The organism is Stutzerimonas stutzeri (assembly GCF_013522825.1).
In the GTDB taxonomy this organism is placed as follows: Bacteria; Pseudomonadota; Gammaproteobacteria; order Pseudomonadales; family Pseudomonadaceae; genus Stutzerimonas; species Stutzerimonas stutzeri_AK.
The window spans coordinates 25515-43355 of sequence record NZ_JAAMQZ010000019.1 but is presented as its reverse complement, the minus strand read 5'-3'; the positions used below and the strand labels follow the sequence as shown (position 1 = coordinate 43355).

Below are 17841 nucleotides of genomic sequence, written 5' to 3'. Positions count from 1 at the left end.
CGCACCGCTTTGTAGGGTGTTTGCGCCCACTCCCGATACGGTTCCCCGATGCCGAAGCTCAACGCCGCCTTGATCGACCGCCTGCGCCTGCGCTGGGTTCCCCTGCTGCTTGCCGTCGGTCTGAATGGCTGCAGCACCTACTACGGCCAGCTGGCGCTGGGGCAGCTGGAACTGCTGCGCCAGCGCCAGCCGGTCGAAGCGCTTATCGCCGACTCGTCGCAGGACGCCGCCCTGCGCCAGCGGCTTGCCCAGGCGCTGCAGGCACGTGAATTCGCCAGCCAGGCGCTGGGCCTGCCGGACAACGACAGCTACCGGCTCTACGCCGATCTGCAGCGGCCCTATGTGGTGTGGAACCTGTTCGCCACCGAGGAATTCTCCGTCGAACCGCTGCAGCATTGTTTTCCCATCGCCGGCTGCGTGGCCTATCGCGGCTATTACCGCCAGGGCGCCGCACGTGGCGCGGCTGCGCGGCTGCGCTTGCAAGGCCTGGATACCCATGTCGCCGGGGTGGAAGCCTATTCGACGCTGGGCTGGTTCGACGACCCGCTGCTCAACACCATGCTGCGCCGCAACGACGAGCAACTGGCCGCGCTGATCTTTCACGAGCTGGCGCACCAGCAGCTGTACCTGCCCGGCGACACGGCGTTCAACGAGTCCTATGCCAGCTTCATCGAGCGCGAGGGGTTGCGCCAGTGGCGGGCCAGCCGGGGTCTGGTCGAGCAGGATCAACAAGGAAGGGTTCGTTACCGGCAACTGGTGGCACTATTGCTGCAGGCACGGGAGCGCCTGGCCACGCTGTATGCGACCGGGTTGCCGCCAGCGGAGCTGCGCCGGCTCAAGCAGGCCGAATTCACGCGCCTGCGGCAGGACTACCGAGCCCTGCGTGACGGCGCCTGGGAAGGCGACCGGCGCTTCGAGCGCTGGTTCACACAGCCGCTGAACAACGCCACCTTGCTGCCGTTCGGCCTGTATGACCGCTGGGTGCCAGCATTTTCGGCGATCTTCGAACAGTGCGCAGGCGATTGGCCACGCTTCCACCGGCGCGTCGCCGAACTGGCCCGGCTTTCGTCCGATGAGCGGCAAGCGCGATTGTCCGAAGCGCAGGCGAAACGGCCTTGATGGGCCTCGTCGTGGTTCAGGCGAAGGCGTTGCGCAGCTCTTCGAGCGTGGCGTAGTAGTAAGCGGGCGATTCGGCCATCAGTTCGGCATGGCTACCGAAGCCGTAACCGACGGCGGCGGCCTGCAGGCCGTTTTCGCGGGCGCCGATCAGGTCGTGCTTGCGGTCGCCGATCATCAGCGTCTGCGCGGCTTCCAGCTTTTCCTCGGCGAGCAGGTGGGCGATCAATTCGACCTTGTTGGTGCGGGTGCCATCCAGCTCGCTGCCGTAGATCACCTTGAAGTGATGATCGAAGGCGAAATGCCGGGCGATCTCGCGGGCGAACACCGAGGGTTTGGAAGTGGCGACGTAGAGTGTGCGGCCCTGGCCACGCAGGTGTTCGAGCATCTCCAGCACGCCGTCGAACAGGAGGTTCTCGTAGAGACCGGTGACCTTGAAACGCTCACGGTAATGCCCCACCGCCTCCCACGCGCGCGCCTCGTCGAAGCCATAGAACTGCATGAATGCCTGCAACAGCGGCGGGCCGATGAAAGGCTCCAGCTTGGCGAGGTCCGGCTCGTCGATGCCGAGCCTGGCCAGCGCATGCTGAATCGACCGGGTGATGCCTTCGCGCGGATCGGTCAGGGTGCCGTCGAGATCGAAGAGGAGGGTGGAGTGGTGCATGAGTGCTCGTCGTTGCGTTTCGATGGGTGGAATTATATAGGGCGCAGCGTAGGGCCGAACTTGTTCGGCCAAGGGGGAGCGGTGGTGGCCGAACAAGTTCGGCCCTACGACGTACCTTCCGCCATATGCAGATTTTTCAACTTCACGTAATTCCCGGCGGTATAGCTGAAGAAGCTGCGCTCCTTCTCGGTCAGCGGGCGGACCTGTTTCACCGGGCTGCCGACGTAGAGGAAGCCGCTTTCCAGCGTCTTGCCCGGCGGTACCAGGCTGCCGGCGCCGATGATGACGTCGTCCTCGACCACCACGCCGTCCATGACGATCGAGCCCATGCCCACCAGGATGCGGTTGCCCAGGGTGCAGCCATGCAGGGTGACCTTGTGGCCGACGGTGACTTCGTCGCCGATGGTCAGCGGGAAGCCGTCCGGGTTGAACGGGCCGGCGTGGGTGATGTGCAGCACGCTGCCGTCCTGGATGCTGCTGCGCGCGCCGATGCGGATGCGGTGCATGTCGCCGCGGATCACCGTCAGCGGCCAGACCGAGCTGTCTTCGCCGATCTCGATGTCGCCGATCAGCACGGCGCTGGGGTCGACGAATACGCGCTCGCCGAGCTTCGGCGTGTGATTCTGGTAGGTGCGGATGGACATGGTTGACTCCAGTGATGAATGAACGCCAAGCAGAGCAGAACCTCCTTGGCGTGAAGCTTATGGCTGATTCTCTCGCCGGGCATCGCGAAAGAACTCGCCGGGCGTGGCGCCGAACTGCTCGCGAAACGCAGCGATGAAGGCCGACAGCGATTCGTAGCCGCAGCCCAGCGCCACATCGGTGACCCGCTCGCCACGCTCCAGCGCCGGCAGCGCGCTGAGCAGCCGCAGGCGTTGCCGCCAGGCGCGGAAGGTCAGGCCGGTTTCGCGCAGGAACAGCCGGCTCAGGGTGCGTTCCGAAACGTTTAGCGCCTGGCTCCAGTCGGCCAGGCTCTCGCGGGAGTCGGGGTGGTTCTGCAGGCGTTTGCACAGCTGGCGCAGGCGCGGTTCGGCTGGCAGCGGCAGCACCAGTTCGATCTCCGGCGCGCAACCCAGCTGATCCAGCAACACCTGCACCAGACGGCCTTCCGGGCCATCCTCGGCATAGGCTTCGGGCAGCGTGCTGAAGTGCTGGATCAGCTCACGCAACAGCGGGCTGATCTGCAACACGCGGCAGCGCTCGGGGGCGTCGCTGACCACGCTGCGGTCGATGTACAGGCTGCGGATGCAGGTATCCGCCGCGCAGAACACCTGATGAGTGATGCCGGCGGGCACCCATACCGCGCGCAGCGGCGGCGCGATGAAGCGGCCACGGTCGGTACGCACCTCGAGCACCCCTTCCACCGCATGGGACAGCTGCACCCAGGGATGGCTGTGGCGATAGCCGAGCTTGAGGTTGGGCGGTGAATCGAGCTGGCCATAGACCGGCCGTGGCAATTGCCGGAGCTCACCGAGGCGGGCGATCAGCGCAGCCTCTTGTCCGATTGGCGACATTTAGTGCCTGCCTGGCGTTAGTCGGAAAATTCCGGTCACGATAAGGTCGCGGCCTGTTGTCTGCAAGCTACAAGGATTTTTCGCCATGGCCCATCTGCGCCTGCTGTTTGATAACTTCACCCTCGCCCTGCTGGCGGTCATCGCCATCGCCACCTTCCTGCCCTGCGAAGGCCAGGGCGCGGTGATCTTCGGCTGGGCCACGACCCTGGCCATCGCCCTGCTGTTCTTCATGCACGGCGCCAAGCTGTCGCGCGAAGCGATTCTCGCCGGTGCCGGTCACTGGCGCCTGCACCTGCTGGTCTTCGCCTGCACCTTCGTGATGTTTCCGCTGCTGGGCCTGGCGCTCAAGCCGCTGCTGACGCCGCTGGTGGGCACCGAGCTGTACCTGGGCATCCTCTACCTCTGCGCCCTGCCCGCCACCGTGCAGTCGGCGATCGCTTTCACCTCGCTGGCGCGCGGCAACATCCCGGCGGCGATCTGCAGCGCGGCGGCTTCCAGCCTGCTCGGCATCTTCCTCACGCCGATCCTGGTGATGCTGTTGCTGGGCGTTGAAGGCGAAGCCGGGTCGACGCTCGACTCCATCGGCAAGATCGTGCTGCAGCTGCTGGTGCCCTTCGTCGCCGGGCAGTTCGCGCGGCGCTGGATCGGCGCCTGGGTGACGCGCAACAAGGGCTGGCTGAAAACCGTCGACCAGGGCTCCATCCTGCTGGTGGTCTACACCGCGTTCAGCGATGCGGTGGTCGAGGGGCTCTGGCAACTGATACCGCTGTCGCGACTGCTGGCGCTGACGCTGGTCTGCTGCCTGTTGCTGGCCATCGTGCTCTGGGCCACGCATTTCCTCGGCAAGCGCCTGGGGTTCAATCTGGAAGACCGCATCACCATCCTCTTCGCCGCCTCGAAGAAGAGCATGGCCACCGGCGTGCCCATGGCGCAGGTGCTGTTCGCCACCAGCGCGGTGGGCACGATCATCCTGCCGCTGATGATCTTCCACCAGATCCAGCTGATGGTCTGCGCGGTACTTGCCCAGCGCTATGCGCAGCGAGAGGAACTGGTGGAGGAAGGAGGTGATGCACAAAGGAGCCCTTCTTCGTGAGCCGCCTGGCGGTGAGGTTGTATCACCGCAGTCATGGTATTAAGATTTGCCACCATGAACAGCAAGCAGCTCAGCACCCTGAAAGCCATCTTCGCCAAGCCAGTGCCGAGTTCGCTGGAGTGGATGCGCATCGAGGCCCTGTTCGTGGCGGCGGGTGCCAGAACCATCGAAGGCAACGGCTCTCGCGTTCGCTTCGAGCTGAATGGTGTGGTCGGTACCTTCCATCGACCGCATCCTGACAAGGAAGCCAGGCCCTACCAGGTACGCGATGCGCGAGCCTTCCTTGAACAAGCAGGAGTGACGCCATGAAAGCCATGAATTACAAGGGCTATGCCGCCCGTATCGAATACAGTGACGAAGATGGCCTGTTCGTGGGGCATATCGCCGGCATTCGCGATGTGGTGGGTTTTCACGGGGAATCCGTACAGGAGCTGCGCGCCGCCTTCGAAGAGGCCGTGGACGATTACCTGGCCACATGCGCCAAGCTGGATCGCTCCCCGCAAAAGCCGTACTCCGGCAAGTTGAGTCTGCGACTTGAACCCGAACTGCATGCCTCCGTCGCTGTAAAGGCTGCGTTGGCGCACAAGAGCATCAACCAGTGGGTTGCCGATCTGCTCAGCAGAGAAGCGCACGCATAGTTTTCGAGCACGTTCCGGAGCGTTCACTGGCAACGCCATTCTTGTAAACCGATCGCCAGCAAGCTGGCTCTACGAAAGGCGCAACCCATAGCCCCCGTTTATCGGTCCGATCCCCAGCTGCGCGGTCAGGCATTTGTCTTTAACATGCGGGGCATATTCATCACAAAGGGCCAATGCCGTGACCGCCACCAATCCGCTGCTTCGCGATTTCGACCTGCCGCCCTATTCCGAGATCCGCCCCGAGCACGTCGAGCCGGCCGTGGACAGCATCCTCGGCGACAACCGCGTCGCCTTGCAGGAACTGCTCAGCCGTCCGGCGGAAAGCCTCGACTGGTCGACACTGGTGGTCGGCCTGGATGAAATGAACGAGCGCCTCAGCCGTGCCTGGGGGCCGGTGAGCCACCTCAATGCGGTGTGCAACAACCCCGAATTGCGCGCCGCCTACGAGGCCTGCCTGCCCAAGCTGTCCGCGTATGCCACGGAGCTTGGTCAGAATGCCGACCTGTTCGCCGCCTACCAGGCGCTGTCGTTGAGCCCCGAGGCGGACGGTTTCGATGTGGCGCAGAAGACCATCCTCGAACATGCCCTGCGTGACTTCCGCCTGTCCGGCATCGACCTGCCGCCCGCCGAGCAGCAGCGTTTCGGTGCCATCCAGATGAAGCTGGCCGAGCTGGGCAGCACCTTCTCCAACCAGTTGCTCGATGCGACCCAGGCCTGGACCCGGCACGTCACCGACGAAAGCCTGCTGGCCGGTATCCCGGATTCGGCCAGGGCGCAGATGGCCGAAGCGGCCAGGGCCAAGGAACTCGATGGCTGGCTGATCAGCCTGGAATTCCCCAGCTACTATGCGGTGATGACCTACGCCGATGACCGCGCGTTGCGCGAGGAAGTCTACGTCGCCTATTCCACCCGCGCCTCGGACCAGGGGCCGAATGCCGGCCAGTTCGACAACGGCCCGGTGATGGAAGAGCTTCTCGATCTGCGCCAGGAACTGGCCAGGCTGCTGGGCTTCGGCGACTACGCCGAGCTGTCGCTGGCGACCAAGATGGCCGAAAGCACCGATCAGGTGCTGGGCTTCTTGCGTGACCTGGCCGTGCGCAGCAAGCCGTTCGCCGAGCGCGACCTGCAGGAGCTGCGCGCTTTCGCTGCCGACCATGGCGTGACCGACCTGCAGAGCTGGGACCTGGGCTACTTCGGCGAGAAGCTGCGCCAGCAGCGCTACAGTCTGAATCAGGAAGAGCTGCGCGAATACTTTCCCATCGACAAGGTGCTGTCGGGGCTGTTCGCCATCGTCCAGCGTCTGTACGGCATCGAGATTCACGAGCTGGAGAACTTCGACAGCTGGCACCCGGACGTGCGCCTGTTCGAGATCCGCGAGAACGGCGAGCACGTCGGCCGCTTCTTCTTCGACCTCTACGCCCGTGCCAACAAGCGCGGCGGCGCCTGGATGGACGGTGCGCGCGACAAGCGCCGCACCTGCCTGGGCACCCTGCAGACGCCGGTGGCCAACCTGGTCTGCAACTTCACCCCGGCAGTGGGCGAGCGCCCGGCGCTGCTGACCCATGATGAAGTCACCACCCTCTTCCACGAATTCGGCCATGGCCTGCATCACTTGCTGACCCGGATCGAACATGCCGGCGCCTCGGGCATCAACGGCGTGGCCTGGGATGCCGTCGAGCTGCCCAGCCAGTTCATGGAGAACTGGTGCTGGGAACCGGAGGGCCTGGCGCTGATTTCCGGACATTACCAGACCGGCGAACGCCTGCCCCAGGACAAGCTGGACCAGATGCTGGCAGCGAAGAATTTCCAGTCCGGCATGATGATGGTGCGCCAGTTGGAATTCTCGCTGTTCGACTTCGAACTGCACGCGACCCACGGCGATGGTCGCAGCGTGCTGGAGGTGCTGGAAGGCGTCCGCGACGAGGTTTCGGTGATGCGTCCGCCGGCCAGCAACCGCTTCCCCAACAGCTTCGCGCACATCTTCGCCGGCGGTTACGCGGCCGGTTACTACAGCTACAAATGGGCCGAAGTGCTGTCGTCCGATGCCTTCTCGCGCTTCGAGGAAGAAGGCGTGTTCAATCCCGAGACGGGCCGCGCCTTCCGCGAGGCCATCCTGGCCCGTGGCGGCTCGCAGGAGCCGATGGTGCTGTTCGTCGATTTCCGTGGCCGCGAACCGTCCACCGACGCGCTGCTGCGCCACCTGGGCCTGGCGGAGAAAGTGGCATGAGCGAGGAGTCGAAGGTCACCACCAAGCGCTTCATCGCCGGCGCCGTGTGCCCGGCGTGCAGTGCCACCGACAGCATCAAGATGTGGGATGTGGACGACGTGCCGCACCGTGAATGCGTGGTCTGCGGCTATGCCGATACGCTCAACGCCCAAGGCCAGTCAGTGCCCTCGGAGCTGGGCACGCGAGTCAATCAGACCAAGCCGAAAGCGCCTGAGGCGCAGGTGCAGACCGTGCAGTTCTTTCCCAATCCGAAGCTGAAAAAACCGGAGTAGGGTAAGCCTGCGCGGGGCGGCGTGAGCGGCTCATTTCACCACTTCCGGCGCCGTGGCGGTTACCTGCGGCGCGCGGGCGAACAGGCGCTTGAGCCGCATCGCCGGTTCTTCGATGTAATGCCATGAAAGCGCCGCCAGCAGCAGGGTCGGTACGAAGCTGATCAGTGTCAGCCAGAACACGCCGATTTCGTGCCCCAGCGAGTAGACCGTCAGCTGCTGCAGGGGAAAGGCGTAGATATACATGCCGTAGGAAAAATCGCCGTATTTGCCGAACCCTGCCAGCCAGGGGATCGGCGCGTAGGCGATGTAAATGACCAGATAGGGCAGCGCCAGGGCGTAGACGAAGGGACCGCTGGCGGTGTGGAAGGTCAGCACCAGCGCGCCGACCAGCAGCGCGGCGATCCAGGCGCGCCACGGAATGCTGTCGCGATACAGGTACAGCGCCGCGCCGCTGTAGTAGAGCAGGCCGAGCTTGAAGATGTTCTTGAGCAGGAAGGAGTCGATCCCGAGCCTGCCGATCAGCCAGAAGTGGCACACCGCGAAGAAAGCGATTGGCAGCATGATCAGGCGTTGGCTGAGAATGCCGGTCAGCCCCATCACCAGCACGCCCAGGTACATCATGACTTCCAGCGGCAGGGTCCACAGCGAGCCATTGACCACGTCGGGGTAGATGTTCTGGGTGAATACGCCCGGCAGCTCGTACTGGGTGGCCAGCAGGATGTTCAGCAGGTAGGTCCAGGTAGTCGAGGAGGCGAAGTAGTTGCCCAGGCTCTCCTGCGTGACCAGGGGGCCGATGATGAAGGCCGACAGCAGCACGGTCAGCACCAGCGCCGGCAGGATGCGCAACGCCCGCTTGATCAGAAAGCTCGTCGTGCTGCTGCTGTTCAGCCAGGACGAAGTGATCAGGTAGCCGCTGATGACGAAGAAGATCGCGACGGCGAACTCTCCGCCGTTCTCGTAACCGGTCAGCAGCTCGATAGGTTCGTCCGGGCGTCGTCCGGTCAGTGGATAGCTGTGAACGACCAGCACCAGCGAAGCTGCAAAAAAGCGCAGGAAATCGAAGTTGTTTTGCCTCGACGGCAAGGATGCACCGCGCTGCATGGTCGCTCTCCCTAAAGGCCATGAGCAGGCCTGGTTGTTATTTTTCTGCAGAGGCTTCGTTCATTGCGTAACCGAATCGTTCCGCTTTTCCGACCAGCGGCTGTGGAGCGCTGGCACGTTCTTTTCTCCTTGCGTTCGTCGGAAGGCGCGGCAGAGGCTTGGTGGCAACATATACTGTATGCATGAACAGTAACGGATGCAGCCATGAGCCAAAACCTCTCCACCCCCCGCGGTCGCGGTACTGCCAGCAACCCGCACAACCGCTTCGCACCGACCTTGAGCGAGGCCTATGACGATGGCTGGGAGCAAGAGGTGCCGCCCACCCGCGCCACCGAAGTGCGCCGTGAGACGGCCAAGACCGTCATCACCCGCAACCAGTCGCCGGATGTCGGCTTCGATCGTTCGGTCAATCCGTATCGGGGTTGCGAACATGGTTGCATCTACTGTTTTGCGAGGCCCAGCCATGCTTATTGGGACCTGTCGCCGGGCATCGATTTCGAGACCCGGCTGATCGCCAAGACCAATCTGGCCGAATGCCTGGAGCAGGAACTGAGCAAGCCCGGCTACGTGCCGCAACCCATCGCGCTGGGCGTGAACACCGATGCCTATCAGCCGCTGGAGCGCGAGCAGCGGTTGACTCGCCAGACGCTGGAAATCCTGCTGCGCTACCGGCATCCGGTGCACATCATTACCAAGGGCTCGCTGGTGCTGCGCGATCTGGATCTGCTGGTGCCCTTGGCCGAGCAGCGGCTGGTCAGCGTCTCGGTCAGTCTGACCACGCTGGATGACGAGCTCAAGCGCATCATGGAACCCCGCGCCGCCTCGCCCGCGGCGCGTCTGCGCGTATTGCGCACCCTTCACGGGGCGGGCGTGCCGGTCAGTGTGATGTGCGCGCCGATGATCCCGATGATCAACGACATGGAGCTGGAGCGTCTGCTCGAAGCCGCACGCGAAGCCGGTGCGGCGTCGGCGGGTTACGTGCTGCTGCGCCTGCCCCATGAGCTGGTGGAGCTGTTCGAGGGCTGGCTGGCCGAACACTTTCCCCAGCGCGCCGGGCATGTGATGAGCCTGGTGCGCCAGTCACGCGGCGGCAAGGATTACGACAGCCGCTTCGGCAGCCGCATGCGCGGCGAAGGTCAGTTCGCCGAGTTGCTTGCCCAGCGTTTTCGGCTGGCCTGCAAGCGTCTGGGTTACAACCGCCGTGACCAGAACTTCGGGCTGGACTGCAGCCGCTTCGCCCCGCCGGGGCAGCAGATGCGTTTGCTCTAAGGCCTTGAAACAGAGGCCGAACACGTTCGGCCCTACGACAGCCCGGTATGGGCGCTTGCCGACCGTAGGGCTGCATTCATTCAGCCATTGGATAACCCGCACTCGACGGGCGGGATCTGCGGCTTTTCTGCCCTCACGGATTTCGCACCGGAACTCTGGCGAGCGCGAATGGCACCAACCCATGCACGCAACGGATTGCCTGACGTGTTTCTTGGCTTACTGGAGGCGATATGGATTGGTTCGACCTGCTGCAATGGCCGGCGATGGTGGTCACGGTAGTCGCGGCGTGGCTGATCGGCTCGTTGCGACCGGGACGGCGGACGACTGGTTTCTGGTGCTTTCTGGCAAGCAACCTGCTCTGGGTCATCTGGGGCTGGCATGCCGGCGCCTGGGCGCTGATCGTCCTGCAGGTATGCCTGGCGCTGATGAACATTCGGGGCGTGAAGAAGAACGATGGTGGTACCGAGCGGTCCGAAGCAGCGACGGAGGGTTCATGAATTGCCAGTCGGCAATCGCTGTCTATACTCCGAAGCGTAGGGGTACTGAGTGCAATCCGACTGTGTTATGCAGGCGAAGGATTGGCCACTGTAGTCTCGGTGGCGCAGCCAGAGCAGATCGGTCTGATCGGGAACGTAGCTGGGATCACCGGGCCAAGGCCTCAGGCCCGGAACAGCCGCTTTTCGGCGGGGCGAAGCAGTCGGCGGGATAACAAGAACCATAAAGGGGACCCGCAATGTCTCGACATCCAACGTTCTGGATGAGTCTCGGGCTGTGGCTATTGTTCGGTCAGGCGCACGCCGCCTGGGACGTGAACATGCGAGCCGGTGTAACCGATGTCAGCCGCTCCGTCTTCGACCTGCACATGGCGATCTTCTGGATCTGCGTGGTGATCGGCGCGCTGGTGTTCGGCGTGATGATCTATTCGATGATCGCGCACCGCCGCTCCAAGCGTCCGCACTCGGCGAACTTCCATGAAAACACCAGGGTCGAGGTGCTCTGGACGGTCATTCCCTTGCTGATCCTGGTGGGCATGGCGGTGCCGGCCACGCGCACGCTGATCCATATCTACGATTCGTCCGAGTCCGACGTGGATATCCAGATTACGGGCTACCAGTGGAAGTGGCACTACAAGTACCTGGGTGAGGATGTGGAGTTCTTCAGCAACCTCACCACGCCGCGCGTCCAGATCAACAACCTGGTGCCCAAGGGTGAGCACTATCTGCTGGAGGTCGATGAGCCGCTGGTGATTCCCACCGGCGCCAAGGTGCGCTTCTTGATTACTGCGGCGGATGTCATCCACTCCTGGTGGGTGCCGCAGCTGGCGGTGAAGAAGGATGCCATTCCCGGCTTCATCAACGAATCCTGGACCCGCGTCGAGGAACCCGGCATCTACCGCGGTCAGTGCACCGAGCTGTGCGGCAAGGATCACGGCTTCATGCCGGTGGTGGTGGACGTACGTGCGCCGGAAGACTATGCCGCCTGGCTCGTCGAGAAAAAGGCTGAGGCCGCCAAGCTGGCCGAGCTGACCAGCAAGGAATGGACGCTGGAGGAGCTTATTGCTCGCGGCGAGAAGGTCTATCAGACCACCTGCGTGGCCTGCCACCAGGCCAGCGGCGAGGGCATGCCGCCGACCTTCCCGGCGCTCAAGGGCTCGCAGATGGTCACCCAGGACATCGAGGCGCATATCGATATCGTCGTCAACGGCAAGCCGGGCACCTCCATGGCGGCCTTTGGCAAGCAGCTGTCGGAAGTCGATCTGGCTGCCGTCATCACCTACGAGCGCAACGCCTGGGGCAATGACACGGGCGAGATGGTCACGCCGAAAGACGTGCTCGATTTCAAACAGGCCGAAGAAGCCACCCAATAAGAGGACAGGCTGATGAGTGCAGTGATCGACGACCATGGTCATGCCGGGCACGACCATCATCACGGCCCGGCCAAGGGCCTCTCGCGCTGGCTGCTGACCACCAACCACAAGGACATCGGCTCGATGTACCTGTGGTTCAGCTTCGCCGCCTTCCTGCTCGGCGGCTCCTTCGCCATGGTCATCCGTGCCGAGCTGTTCCAACCCGGCCTGCAGATCGTGCAGCCGGAGTTCTTCAACCAGATGACCACCATGCACGGTCTGGTGATGGTCTTCGGCGCGGTGATGCCGGCCTTCGTCGGCCTGGCCAACTGGATGATCCCGTTGATGATCGGCGCGCCGGACATGGCCCTGCCGCGGATGAACAACTTCAGCTTCTGGCTGTTGCCGGCGGCCTTCGGCCTGCTGGTGTCAACGCTGTTCATGGAGGGCGGCGGGCCGAATTTCGGCTGGACCTTCTACGCGCCCCTGTCGACGACCTACGCGCCGGAGTCGGTGACCTTCTTCATCTTCGCCATCCACCTGATGGGCATCAGTTCGATCATGGGCGCGATCAACGTCATCGCCACCGTGCTCAACCTGCGCGCGCCAGGCATGACGCTGATGAAGATGCCGCTGTTCGTCTGGACCTGGCTGATCACCGCCTTCCTGCTGATCGCGGTGATGCCGGTGCTGGCCGGCGTGGTGACCATGATGCTGATGGACATCCACTTCGGCACCAGCTTCTTCAGCGCGGCGGGTGGCGGCGATCCGGTGCTGTTCCAGCACGTTTTCTGGTTCTTCGGCCACCCCGAGGTGTACATCATGATCCTGCCGGCGTTCGGCGCGGTCAGTTCGATCATCCCGGCCTTCAGCCGCAAGCCGCTGTTCGGCTACACCTCGATGGTCTACGCCACCGGCGCCATCGCCTTCCTCTCGTTCATCGTCTGGGCGCACCACATGTTCACCGTGGGCATCCCGCTGACCGGCGAGCTGTTCTTCATGTACGCGACCATGCTCATCGCCGTGCCAACGGGGGTGAAGGTGTTCAACTGGGTGAGCACCATGTGGCGCGGCTCCTTGACCTTCGAGGCGCCGATGCTGTTCGCCGTGGCCTTCGTCATCCTGTTCTCCATCGGCGGCTTCTCCGGGCTGATGCTGGCCATCGCCCCGGCGGACTTCCAGTACCACGATACCTATTTCGTGGTGGCGCACTTCCACTACGTGCTGGTGCCCGGTGCGATCTTCGGCATCTTCGCTTCGGCCTACTACTGGCTGCCCAAATGGACCGGGCACATGTATGACGAAACCCTGGCCAGGCTGCATTTCTGGCTGTCGTTCGTGGGCATGAACCTGGCGTTCTTCCCCATGCACTTCGTCGGTCTGGCCGGCATGCCACGGCGTATCCCGGACTACAACATGATGTTCGCCAACTTCAACATGGTGTCCTCGGTGGGTGCCTTCATGTTCGGCGCCACTCAGCTGCTGTTCCTGTTCATCGTCATCAAGTGCATCCGAGGTGGCCCCGCTGCTGCAGCCAAGCCTTGGGACGGTGCGGAAGGACTGGAATGGAGCGTGCCTTCGCCGGCGCCCTACCACACCTTTACCACCCCGCCGGACATGCACACCCTGCATGAGCACCGGACGGGTCCCAAGCATGAATAGGTTAGAAGCCGCTGGAGGCTGGAGGCTGAACGAAGGGAAACCGATGCGGCGTGCTTCGCTGGTGCTTGGCGCAAAGCTTCGCGAGCATGTTTCTGCGGATAATTCTGGAGTGGCTAAAGGGCTTTTTCGTCCAGCTTCCAGCCTCCAGCGCTCTTGTCGTCTTCTGGAGATACGGCCATGAAAGCTGAGCTGCCGCTTGCCCAACTGGTCCGCCGCCTGATCTTCGTCGTGGTGGCGATGTTCGCCTTCGGCTTCGCTCTGGTGCCGATCTATGACGTGATGTGCCAGGCCTTCGGCATCAATGGCAAGACCGCCGGTGCCTATCAGGGGGCGCAGACGGTGGACGAGGCGCGAGAAATTCGCGTGCAGTTCCTGGCCACCAACGCCGCCGGCATGGTCTGGCAGTTCGGTCCCCAGGCTGAGCAGCTCAGGGTCAACCCCGGTGCCAGCGAGGAAATCCGCTTTGTCGCCTACAACCCCACGGACAAGCCGATGACCGCCCAGGCCGTGCCCAGCGTGTCGCCGTCCAGAGCGGCAGCGTATTTCCACAAGACCGAGTGTTTCTGCTTTACCCAGCAGGTGTTGCAGCCGGGTGAGCGTATCGAAATGCCGGTGCGCTTCATCGTCGACCGCGACCTGCCGGGCGATGTGCACAACCTGACCCTCGCCTACACGCTGTTCGACATCACGTCCAGCCAGCCGCCGGTTGCCGCTCTGTCCAGGGCGACCAAGGAGAGCCCGCAATGAGCACCGAGAGCCATCAGCCAACCGAAAGCCATCAGCAGTACTACGTCCCGGCCCAGAGCAAATGGCCCATCGTCGCCACCGTCGCACTGCTGGTCACCGTCTACGGCCTGGGGCTCTGGTTTAACGATCTCAAGGCCGCACGGGCCGAATCCAGCGGTCCGCTGGTGTTCTTCATCGGCGCCCTGCTGATCGCCTGGATGATGTTCGGCTGGTTCGGTGCGGTGGTCAGAGAAAGCCGCTCGGGCCTCTACAGCCCGCAGATGGACCGCTCGTTCCGCTGGGGCATGACCTGGTTCATCTTCTCCGAGGTGATGTTCTTCGCCGCCTTCTTCGGTGCGCTGTTCTACATCCGCTACTGGGTCGGCCCCTGGCTCGGCGGCGAAGGTGACAAGGGCGTCAGCAACATGCTCTGGCCCGGTTTCGAATACACCTGGCCGCTGCTGAACAACCCCGACCCGAAACTCTACCCGGCACCGGACGGCGTCATCAGCGCCTGGGGCCTGCCGCTGATCAATACCATACTGCTGGTGACCTCCAGCTTCACCCTGACCTGGGCGCACCATGCGCTGAAGAAGGACAACCGCAAGCAGCTGAAGATCGGCCTGGGGCTGACCGTGCTGCTGGGTGCGATCTTCCTGGCGCTACAGATCGAAGAGTATGTCCACGCCTACAGCGAGCTGGGGCTGACGCTGGGATCGGGCATCTACGGGGCGACTTTCTTCATGCTCACCGGCTTTCACGGCGCCCACGTCACCATCGGCGCGATCATCCTGACGGTGATGCTGGTACGCATCCTGCGAGGCCACTTCACGCGTGAACATCATTTCGGCTTCGAGGCGGCTGCCTGGTATTGGCACTTCGTGGATGTGGTCTGGCTGGGGCTGTTCATCTTCGTCTACGTGCTCTAGCCAAGAACCGACCGCAGCTGGCCCGAATAGAACCCCCAGCCGATCAGCGCGACGATCAGCGCGCTGAGGATGACGCGAACGAACAGGGCCATGACGACACGAGACGTCCGTCCCGCGTCATGGACCAGGAAGAACAGGCCACTGAACAGACTGATCAGCGTGGCGACTAAGAGAACAACGATAACCGCCTTGAGCATGGGCGGATCCACGACAGGGGTGATGGGGGTGGAGTATAGCCAGCCGTATCCACAGACGAGAGCGACCGCAGGAGGGCCGCGTCATGAACGGCTTCCGACCGGGGCTGCTGCCGACGCTGGTGGTGCTGGCCTTGCTGCCGGTGCTGGTCTGGCTGGGGTTCTGGCAACTCGAACGCGGCGAGCAGAAGCGCGACATGCTGGAGCGACAGGAGGCCCGCGCCCAGCTCGGAGCATTGTCGCCCGCCGAGCTGGACGGGCTGCCGGACCCTGCCTACAGTCGCGTACACCTGCAGGGCCGTTTCGATGCCGAGCACAGCTTCCTGCTCGACAGCCGCACCCGCGACGGCCAGGTCGGGGTCGAGTTGCTGCAGCCCTTCCAGGATCAGCCCAGCGGACGCTGGGTCATCGTCAATCGCGGCTGGATTCCCTGGCCGGACCGGCGTATCGCGCCCGCATTCGATACCCCCGGGCAGGCGCTGAAGCTGGCCGCCTGGGTCCATGTGCCGGCGGGCAAGCCGTTCGTCCTCGACAGGGGCATGGCCGAAGGTTGGCCCAGGCTGATCAATCATGTGGATGTACAGCAATTGTGGGAGACCCTTGGGCGCGACGGCATTGCCTACGAGCTGCGTCTCGAGCCGGGGCCGACGGCCTATCGCGCCGACTGGCCGGTCACCAGCATGAGCCCGGCGCAGCATCGGGGCTATGCCGTGCAATGGTTCGCGCTGGCCGCCGCGCTGCTGGCGCTGTTCATTTATCTGGGCGTGCATCAGGCACGGGAGAATCAGCATGCCACTCATGAATCCGACCGCCGCCCAACCTGAGCCACGGCGTGGCCGTGGTCGCCTGCAACTGCTGCTGATCATCGGCGTGGTGCTGGGGCCGATGTTGCTTGCTTCGGCCATGTACCGCTTCGGTTTCTGGGTGCCGGAAAGCCGCAGCTACGATGGCGTGCTGGTCGCCGACGGACAGGGCCGCGATGCCATCGGCGTGACGGCTGCGGGCGAGCCGCGCTGGGAGCTGCTGGTCACCGCACCGCAGGGCTGCCACGAGGAATGCCGGCAACTGGTCTACCTGGCGCGACAGATCAACATCGGCCTGGCCCGCGAAGCTGCTCGTGCCGGGCATGCGCTGGCCACGACGCAGACGCTGGAGGCCGATTACGATCAGCGGTTGCGACGCGAATACCCGCAGCTGACGCGCTATGCACTGGATGCCGCCGCCTATTCGGCAAATCCCGAAGTCCCCGCCGGACCGCAACTGTGGATCGTCGATCCCCTCGGCAACCTGGTGCTGCGCTACGCGGCCGATGCCGATGGCAAGGCGATTCTTGATGATCTGAAGTACCTGCTGAAGATTTCGCAGATAGGGTGAAGACGATAAAGGCGCTGGGGGCTGAAGGCTGGACGGGGAGGCGTCTGCCACACGGATTACTGGTGAGACGGCGGTCTGAGCGTCCAGCCTCAAGCCTCCAGACCGAGTGAAACGAGGACTCTATGCAAGCATCACGCCCCGGATATCGTCTCGCCCTGATCGCCACCGCCCTGGCCGTGGTGGTGGTGTTGCTGGGCGCCTATACGCGGCTGACCCATGCTGGCCTGGGCTGCCCGGACTGGCCCGGCTGTTACGGTTTTCTCGCGGTGCCGATGAGCGAGCACAAGCAGAGCCTCGCTGCCCTGCGTTTCCCCGAGGCACCGCTGGAGGTGCGCAAGGGCTGGAACGAGATGGTCCATCGCTACTTCGCCGGCGCCCTGGGGCTGGTGATTCTCGGGTTGGCGGTACAGGCCCTGCGCCGTCGCGGCGAGCCGGGCCAGCCAGTGAAACTGCCGCTGCTGTTGCTCGCTGTGGTGATCGCCCAGGCGATCTTCGGCATGTGGACGGTGACGCTGCAGCTCTGGCCGCAGATCGTCACCACGCATCTGCTCGGCGGCTTCGCCACCCTGAGCCTGCTGTTTCTGCTGTGTCTGCGCCTGTCCGGACGCTTACCCGCTCTGTCTGTAGCCGTTCCGGCACGGCTGCGGCTGTTCGCCGGGCTGGCCATGGCGCTGGTGATCGGGCAGATCGCCCTGGGCGGCTGGGTCAGCAGCAACTATGCGGCAGTGGCCTGCACGGATTTCCCGACCTGCCACGGTGAATGGTGGCCGCAGATGGATTTCATCCGCGCCTTCGATCTGACTCATCACGACATCGGCCCCAACTACCTTGGCGGGCTGCTCTATGGCGAGGCGCGCACCGCCATCCATGTCGCCCACCGGATCGGTGCGCTGCTGATCATTCTGGTACTGCTGATGCTGGCCTGGCGACTGTTTCGCTACGGCCTCGGTCACCTTGCCGCGCTGTTGCTGGCGGCGCTGGCCGTGCAGGTCGCCCTGGGCATCAGCAATGTGCTGCTCAACCTGCCGCTGGCCGTCGCCGTGGCCCACAACGGTGGCGGCGCGGCTCTGCTGCTGGTGCTGGTGCTGATCAATTTCCGCTTGCGTGCGCAGCGCCGGACGGTTGCCCGGACACACACTGAAACCCCTTCCGGCATGCTGCAGCGCGACCCCAATGGCAACGCCGGGGTCGAACTGCCCAGCCCATGACCACAAGG

Annotated in this window: 20 protein-coding genes; 15 read left to right on the top strand and 5 right to left on the bottom strand. The window is 63.8% G+C overall.

The features are described 5' to 3' along the window. Window positions 1–48 precede the first annotated feature (48 nt). A complete protein-coding gene (locus G7020_RS13390; protein WP_181085182.1) occupies window positions 49–1119 on the top strand; it encodes an aminopeptidase in 1071 nt (356 codons plus the stop codon). A 16-nt stretch (window positions 1120–1135) separates the two neighbouring features. On the opposite strand, the gene G7020_RS13385 is transcribed toward G7020_RS13390, so the two are convergent. The 3 genes from G7020_RS13385 to G7020_RS13375 form a co-directional block, all read right to left on the bottom strand. Beyond that, entirely contained in the window at window positions 1136–1780 is a 645-nt protein-coding gene (locus G7020_RS13385; RefSeq protein ID WP_181085180.1) for an HAD family hydrolase, read from the bottom strand. A gap of 104 nt (window positions 1781–1884) precedes the next feature. Then, window positions 1885–2424, bottom strand: coding sequence for a gamma carbonic anhydrase family protein (locus G7020_RS13380; protein ID WP_181085178.1), 540 nt, complete (start codon window positions 2422–2424; stop codon window positions 1885–1887). 57 nt (window positions 2425–2481) lie between these two features. Continuing rightward, a complete protein-coding gene (locus tag G7020_RS13375) occupies window positions 2482–3294 on the bottom strand; it encodes an AraC family transcriptional regulator (protein WP_122077404.1) in 813 nt (270 codons plus the stop codon). Between the two features lie 85 nt (window positions 3295–3379). Here G7020_RS13375 and G7020_RS13370 point away from each other — a divergent pair, with 85 nt between their 5' ends. From G7020_RS13370 to G7020_RS13350, 5 genes are all read left to right on the top strand, one after another. Continuing rightward, window positions 3380–4387: a bile acid:sodium symporter family protein gene (locus G7020_RS13370; protein ID WP_181085177.1), complete on the top strand. Its 1008-nt coding sequence runs from the start codon at window positions 3380–3382 to the stop codon at window positions 4385–4387. Window positions 4388–4441: 54 nt separating this feature from the next. Further along, window positions 4442–4696: a type II toxin-antitoxin system HicA family toxin gene (locus G7020_RS13365; RefSeq protein ID WP_181085175.1), complete on the top strand. Its 255-nt coding sequence runs from the start codon at window positions 4442–4444 to the stop codon at window positions 4694–4696. Next, window positions 4693–5025, top strand: coding sequence for a type II toxin-antitoxin system HicB family antitoxin (locus G7020_RS13360; RefSeq protein ID WP_181085173.1), 333 nt, complete (start codon window positions 4693–4695; stop codon window positions 5023–5025). The genes G7020_RS13365 and G7020_RS13360 overlap by 4 nt, the downstream gene beginning before the upstream one ends. A gap of 178 nt (window positions 5026–5203) precedes the next feature. Next, on the top strand, window positions 5204–7252 hold the full coding sequence (gene prlC, locus G7020_RS13355; RefSeq protein ID WP_181085171.1) for an oligopeptidase A: 2049 nt from the start codon (window positions 5204–5206) through the stop codon (window positions 7250–7252). Further along, window positions 7249–7524: a YheV family putative zinc ribbon protein gene (locus tag G7020_RS13350; protein ID WP_181085169.1), complete on the top strand. Its 276-nt coding sequence runs from the start codon at window positions 7249–7251 to the stop codon at window positions 7522–7524. Before prlC ends, G7020_RS13350 begins: the two co-directional genes overlap by 4 nt. Before the next feature lie 30 nt (window positions 7525–7554). Here the strand turns inward: G7020_RS13350 and G7020_RS13345 are convergent, their stop codons facing one another. Then, window positions 7555–8625 (bottom strand): acyltransferase family protein, encoded by a 1071-nt coding sequence (locus G7020_RS13345; RefSeq protein WP_181085167.1) that lies wholly within the window; start codon window positions 8623–8625, stop codon window positions 7555–7557. Window positions 8626–8829: 204 nt separating this feature from the next. On the opposite strand from G7020_RS13345, the gene G7020_RS13340 reads away from it, so the two are divergent. The 6 genes from G7020_RS13340 to G7020_RS13315 all read left to right on the top strand — a co-directional run bounded on the left by G7020_RS13340 (window position 8830) and on the right by G7020_RS13315 (window position 15057). Beyond that, window positions 8830–9894 (top strand): PA0069 family radical SAM protein, encoded by a 1065-nt coding sequence (locus tag G7020_RS13340; protein WP_181085165.1) that lies wholly within the window; start codon window positions 8830–8832, stop codon window positions 9892–9894. Between the two features lie 230 nt (window positions 9895–10124). Then, the gene (locus tag G7020_RS13335) at window positions 10125–10391 is read left to right on the top strand and encodes a hypothetical protein (RefSeq protein ID WP_181085164.1); all 267 of its coding nucleotides are present in this window, start codon (window positions 10125–10127) and stop codon (window positions 10389–10391) included. 236 nt (window positions 10392–10627) lie between these two features. After that, window positions 10628–11761 carry a cytochrome c oxidase subunit II gene (coxB, locus tag G7020_RS13330; protein ID WP_181085162.1) on the top strand — a complete coding sequence of 378 codons (1134 nt, stop codon included), beginning with the start codon at window positions 10628–10630 and terminating at the stop codon, window positions 11759–11761. Between the two features lie 12 nt (window positions 11762–11773). Then, on the top strand, window positions 11774–13402 hold the full coding sequence (gene ctaD / locus G7020_RS13325) for a cytochrome c oxidase subunit I (protein ID WP_181085160.1): 1629 nt from the start codon (window positions 11774–11776) through the stop codon (window positions 13400–13402). 177 nt (window positions 13403–13579) lie between these two features. After that, window positions 13580–14149, top strand: coding sequence for a cytochrome c oxidase assembly protein (locus G7020_RS13320; RefSeq protein ID WP_181085157.1), 570 nt, complete (start codon window positions 13580–13582; stop codon window positions 14147–14149). Then, window positions 14146–15057: a cytochrome c oxidase subunit 3 gene (locus tag G7020_RS13315; protein WP_181085156.1), complete on the top strand. Its 912-nt coding sequence runs from the start codon at window positions 14146–14148 to the stop codon at window positions 15055–15057. The genes G7020_RS13320 and G7020_RS13315 overlap by 4 nt, the downstream gene beginning before the upstream one ends. Here G7020_RS13315 and G7020_RS13310 read toward each other — a convergent pair. Continuing rightward, the gene (locus G7020_RS13310; protein ID WP_181085154.1) at window positions 15054–15254 is read right to left on the bottom strand and encodes a twin transmembrane helix small protein; all 201 of its coding nucleotides are present in this window, start codon (window positions 15252–15254) and stop codon (window positions 15054–15056) included. The two genes, G7020_RS13315 and G7020_RS13310, sit on opposite strands and share 4 nt — an antisense overlap. An 83-nt stretch (window positions 15255–15337) precedes the next feature. Here G7020_RS13310 and G7020_RS13305 point away from each other — a divergent pair, with 83 nt between their 5' ends. The 3 genes from G7020_RS13305 (at window position 15338) to G7020_RS13295 (ending at window position 17833) form a co-directional block, all read left to right on the top strand. Continuing rightward, window positions 15338–16075 (top strand): SURF1 family protein, encoded by a 738-nt coding sequence (locus G7020_RS13305; protein WP_181085152.1) that lies wholly within the window; start codon window positions 15338–15340, stop codon window positions 16073–16075. Further along, window positions 16050–16625: a hypothetical protein gene (locus G7020_RS13300; RefSeq protein ID WP_181085273.1), complete on the top strand. Its 576-nt coding sequence runs from the start codon at window positions 16050–16052 to the stop codon at window positions 16623–16625. The genes G7020_RS13305 and G7020_RS13300 overlap by 26 nt, the downstream gene beginning before the upstream one ends. Before the next feature lie 122 nt (window positions 16626–16747). Continuing rightward, window positions 16748–17833 carry a COX15/CtaA family protein gene (locus G7020_RS13295; protein WP_181085150.1) on the top strand — a complete coding sequence of 362 codons (1086 nt, stop codon included), beginning with the start codon at window positions 16748–16750 and terminating at the stop codon, window positions 17831–17833. The last annotated feature ends 8 nt before the right edge of the window (window positions 17834–17841 follow it).

Bases quoted from the DNA above. Each gene is read 5' to 3' on its own strand.
- G7020_RS13385 (WP_181085180.1), bottom strand. From the start codon at position 1,780: ATGCACCACTCCACCCTCCTCTTCGATCTCGACGGCACCCTGACCGAT.
- G7020_RS13380 (WP_181085178.1), bottom strand. From the start codon at position 2,424: ATGTCCATCCGCACCTACCAGAATCACACGCCGAAGCTCGGCGAGCGC.
- G7020_RS13295 (WP_181085150.1), top strand. From the start codon at position 16,748: ATGCAAGCATCACGCCCCGGATATCGTCTCGCCCTGATCGCCACCGCC.
- G7020_RS13340 (WP_181085165.1), top strand. From the start codon at position 8,830: ATGAGCCAAAACCTCTCCACCCCCCGCGGTCGCGGTACTGCCAGCAAC.
- G7020_RS13370 (WP_181085177.1), top strand. From the start codon at position 3,380: ATGGCCCATCTGCGCCTGCTGTTTGATAACTTCACCCTCGCCCTGCTG.
- G7020_RS13305 (WP_181085152.1), top strand. From the start codon at position 15,338: ATGAACGGCTTCCGACCGGGGCTGCTGCCGACGCTGGTGGTGCTGGCC.
- G7020_RS13320 (WP_181085157.1), top strand. From the start codon at position 13,580: ATGAAAGCTGAGCTGCCGCTTGCCCAACTGGTCCGCCGCCTGATCTTC.
- G7020_RS13375 (WP_122077404.1), bottom strand. From the start codon at position 3,294: ATGTCGCCAATCGGACAAGAGGCTGCGCTGATCGCCCGCCTCGGTGAG.
- G7020_RS13300 (WP_181085273.1), top strand. From the start codon at position 16,050: ATGAATCCGACCGCCGCCCAACCTGAGCCACGGCGTGGCCGTGGTCGC.
- G7020_RS13360 (WP_181085173.1), top strand. From the start codon at position 4,693: ATGAAAGCCATGAATTACAAGGGCTATGCCGCCCGTATCGAATACAGT.
- coxB (WP_181085162.1), top strand. From the start codon at position 10,628: ATGTCTCGACATCCAACGTTCTGGATGAGTCTCGGGCTGTGGCTATTG.
- G7020_RS13390 (WP_181085182.1), top strand. From the start codon at position 49: ATGCCGAAGCTCAACGCCGCCTTGATCGACCGCCTGCGCCTGCGCTGG.
- G7020_RS13365 (WP_181085175.1), top strand. From the start codon at position 4,442: ATGAACAGCAAGCAGCTCAGCACCCTGAAAGCCATCTTCGCCAAGCCA.
- G7020_RS13315 (WP_181085156.1), top strand. From the start codon at position 14,146: ATGAGCACCGAGAGCCATCAGCCAACCGAAAGCCATCAGCAGTACTAC.
- G7020_RS13335 (WP_181085164.1), top strand. From the start codon at position 10,125: ATGGATTGGTTCGACCTGCTGCAATGGCCGGCGATGGTGGTCACGGTA.
- ctaD (WP_181085160.1), top strand. From the start codon at position 11,774: ATGAGTGCAGTGATCGACGACCATGGTCATGCCGGGCACGACCATCAT.
- G7020_RS13345 (WP_181085167.1), bottom strand. From the start codon at position 8,625: ATGCAGCGCGGTGCATCCTTGCCGTCGAGGCAAAACAACTTCGATTTC.
- G7020_RS13310 (WP_181085154.1), bottom strand. From the start codon at position 15,254: ATGCTCAAGGCGGTTATCGTTGTTCTCTTAGTCGCCACGCTGATCAGT.
- G7020_RS13350 (WP_181085169.1), top strand. From the start codon at position 7,249: ATGAGCGAGGAGTCGAAGGTCACCACCAAGCGCTTCATCGCCGGCGCC.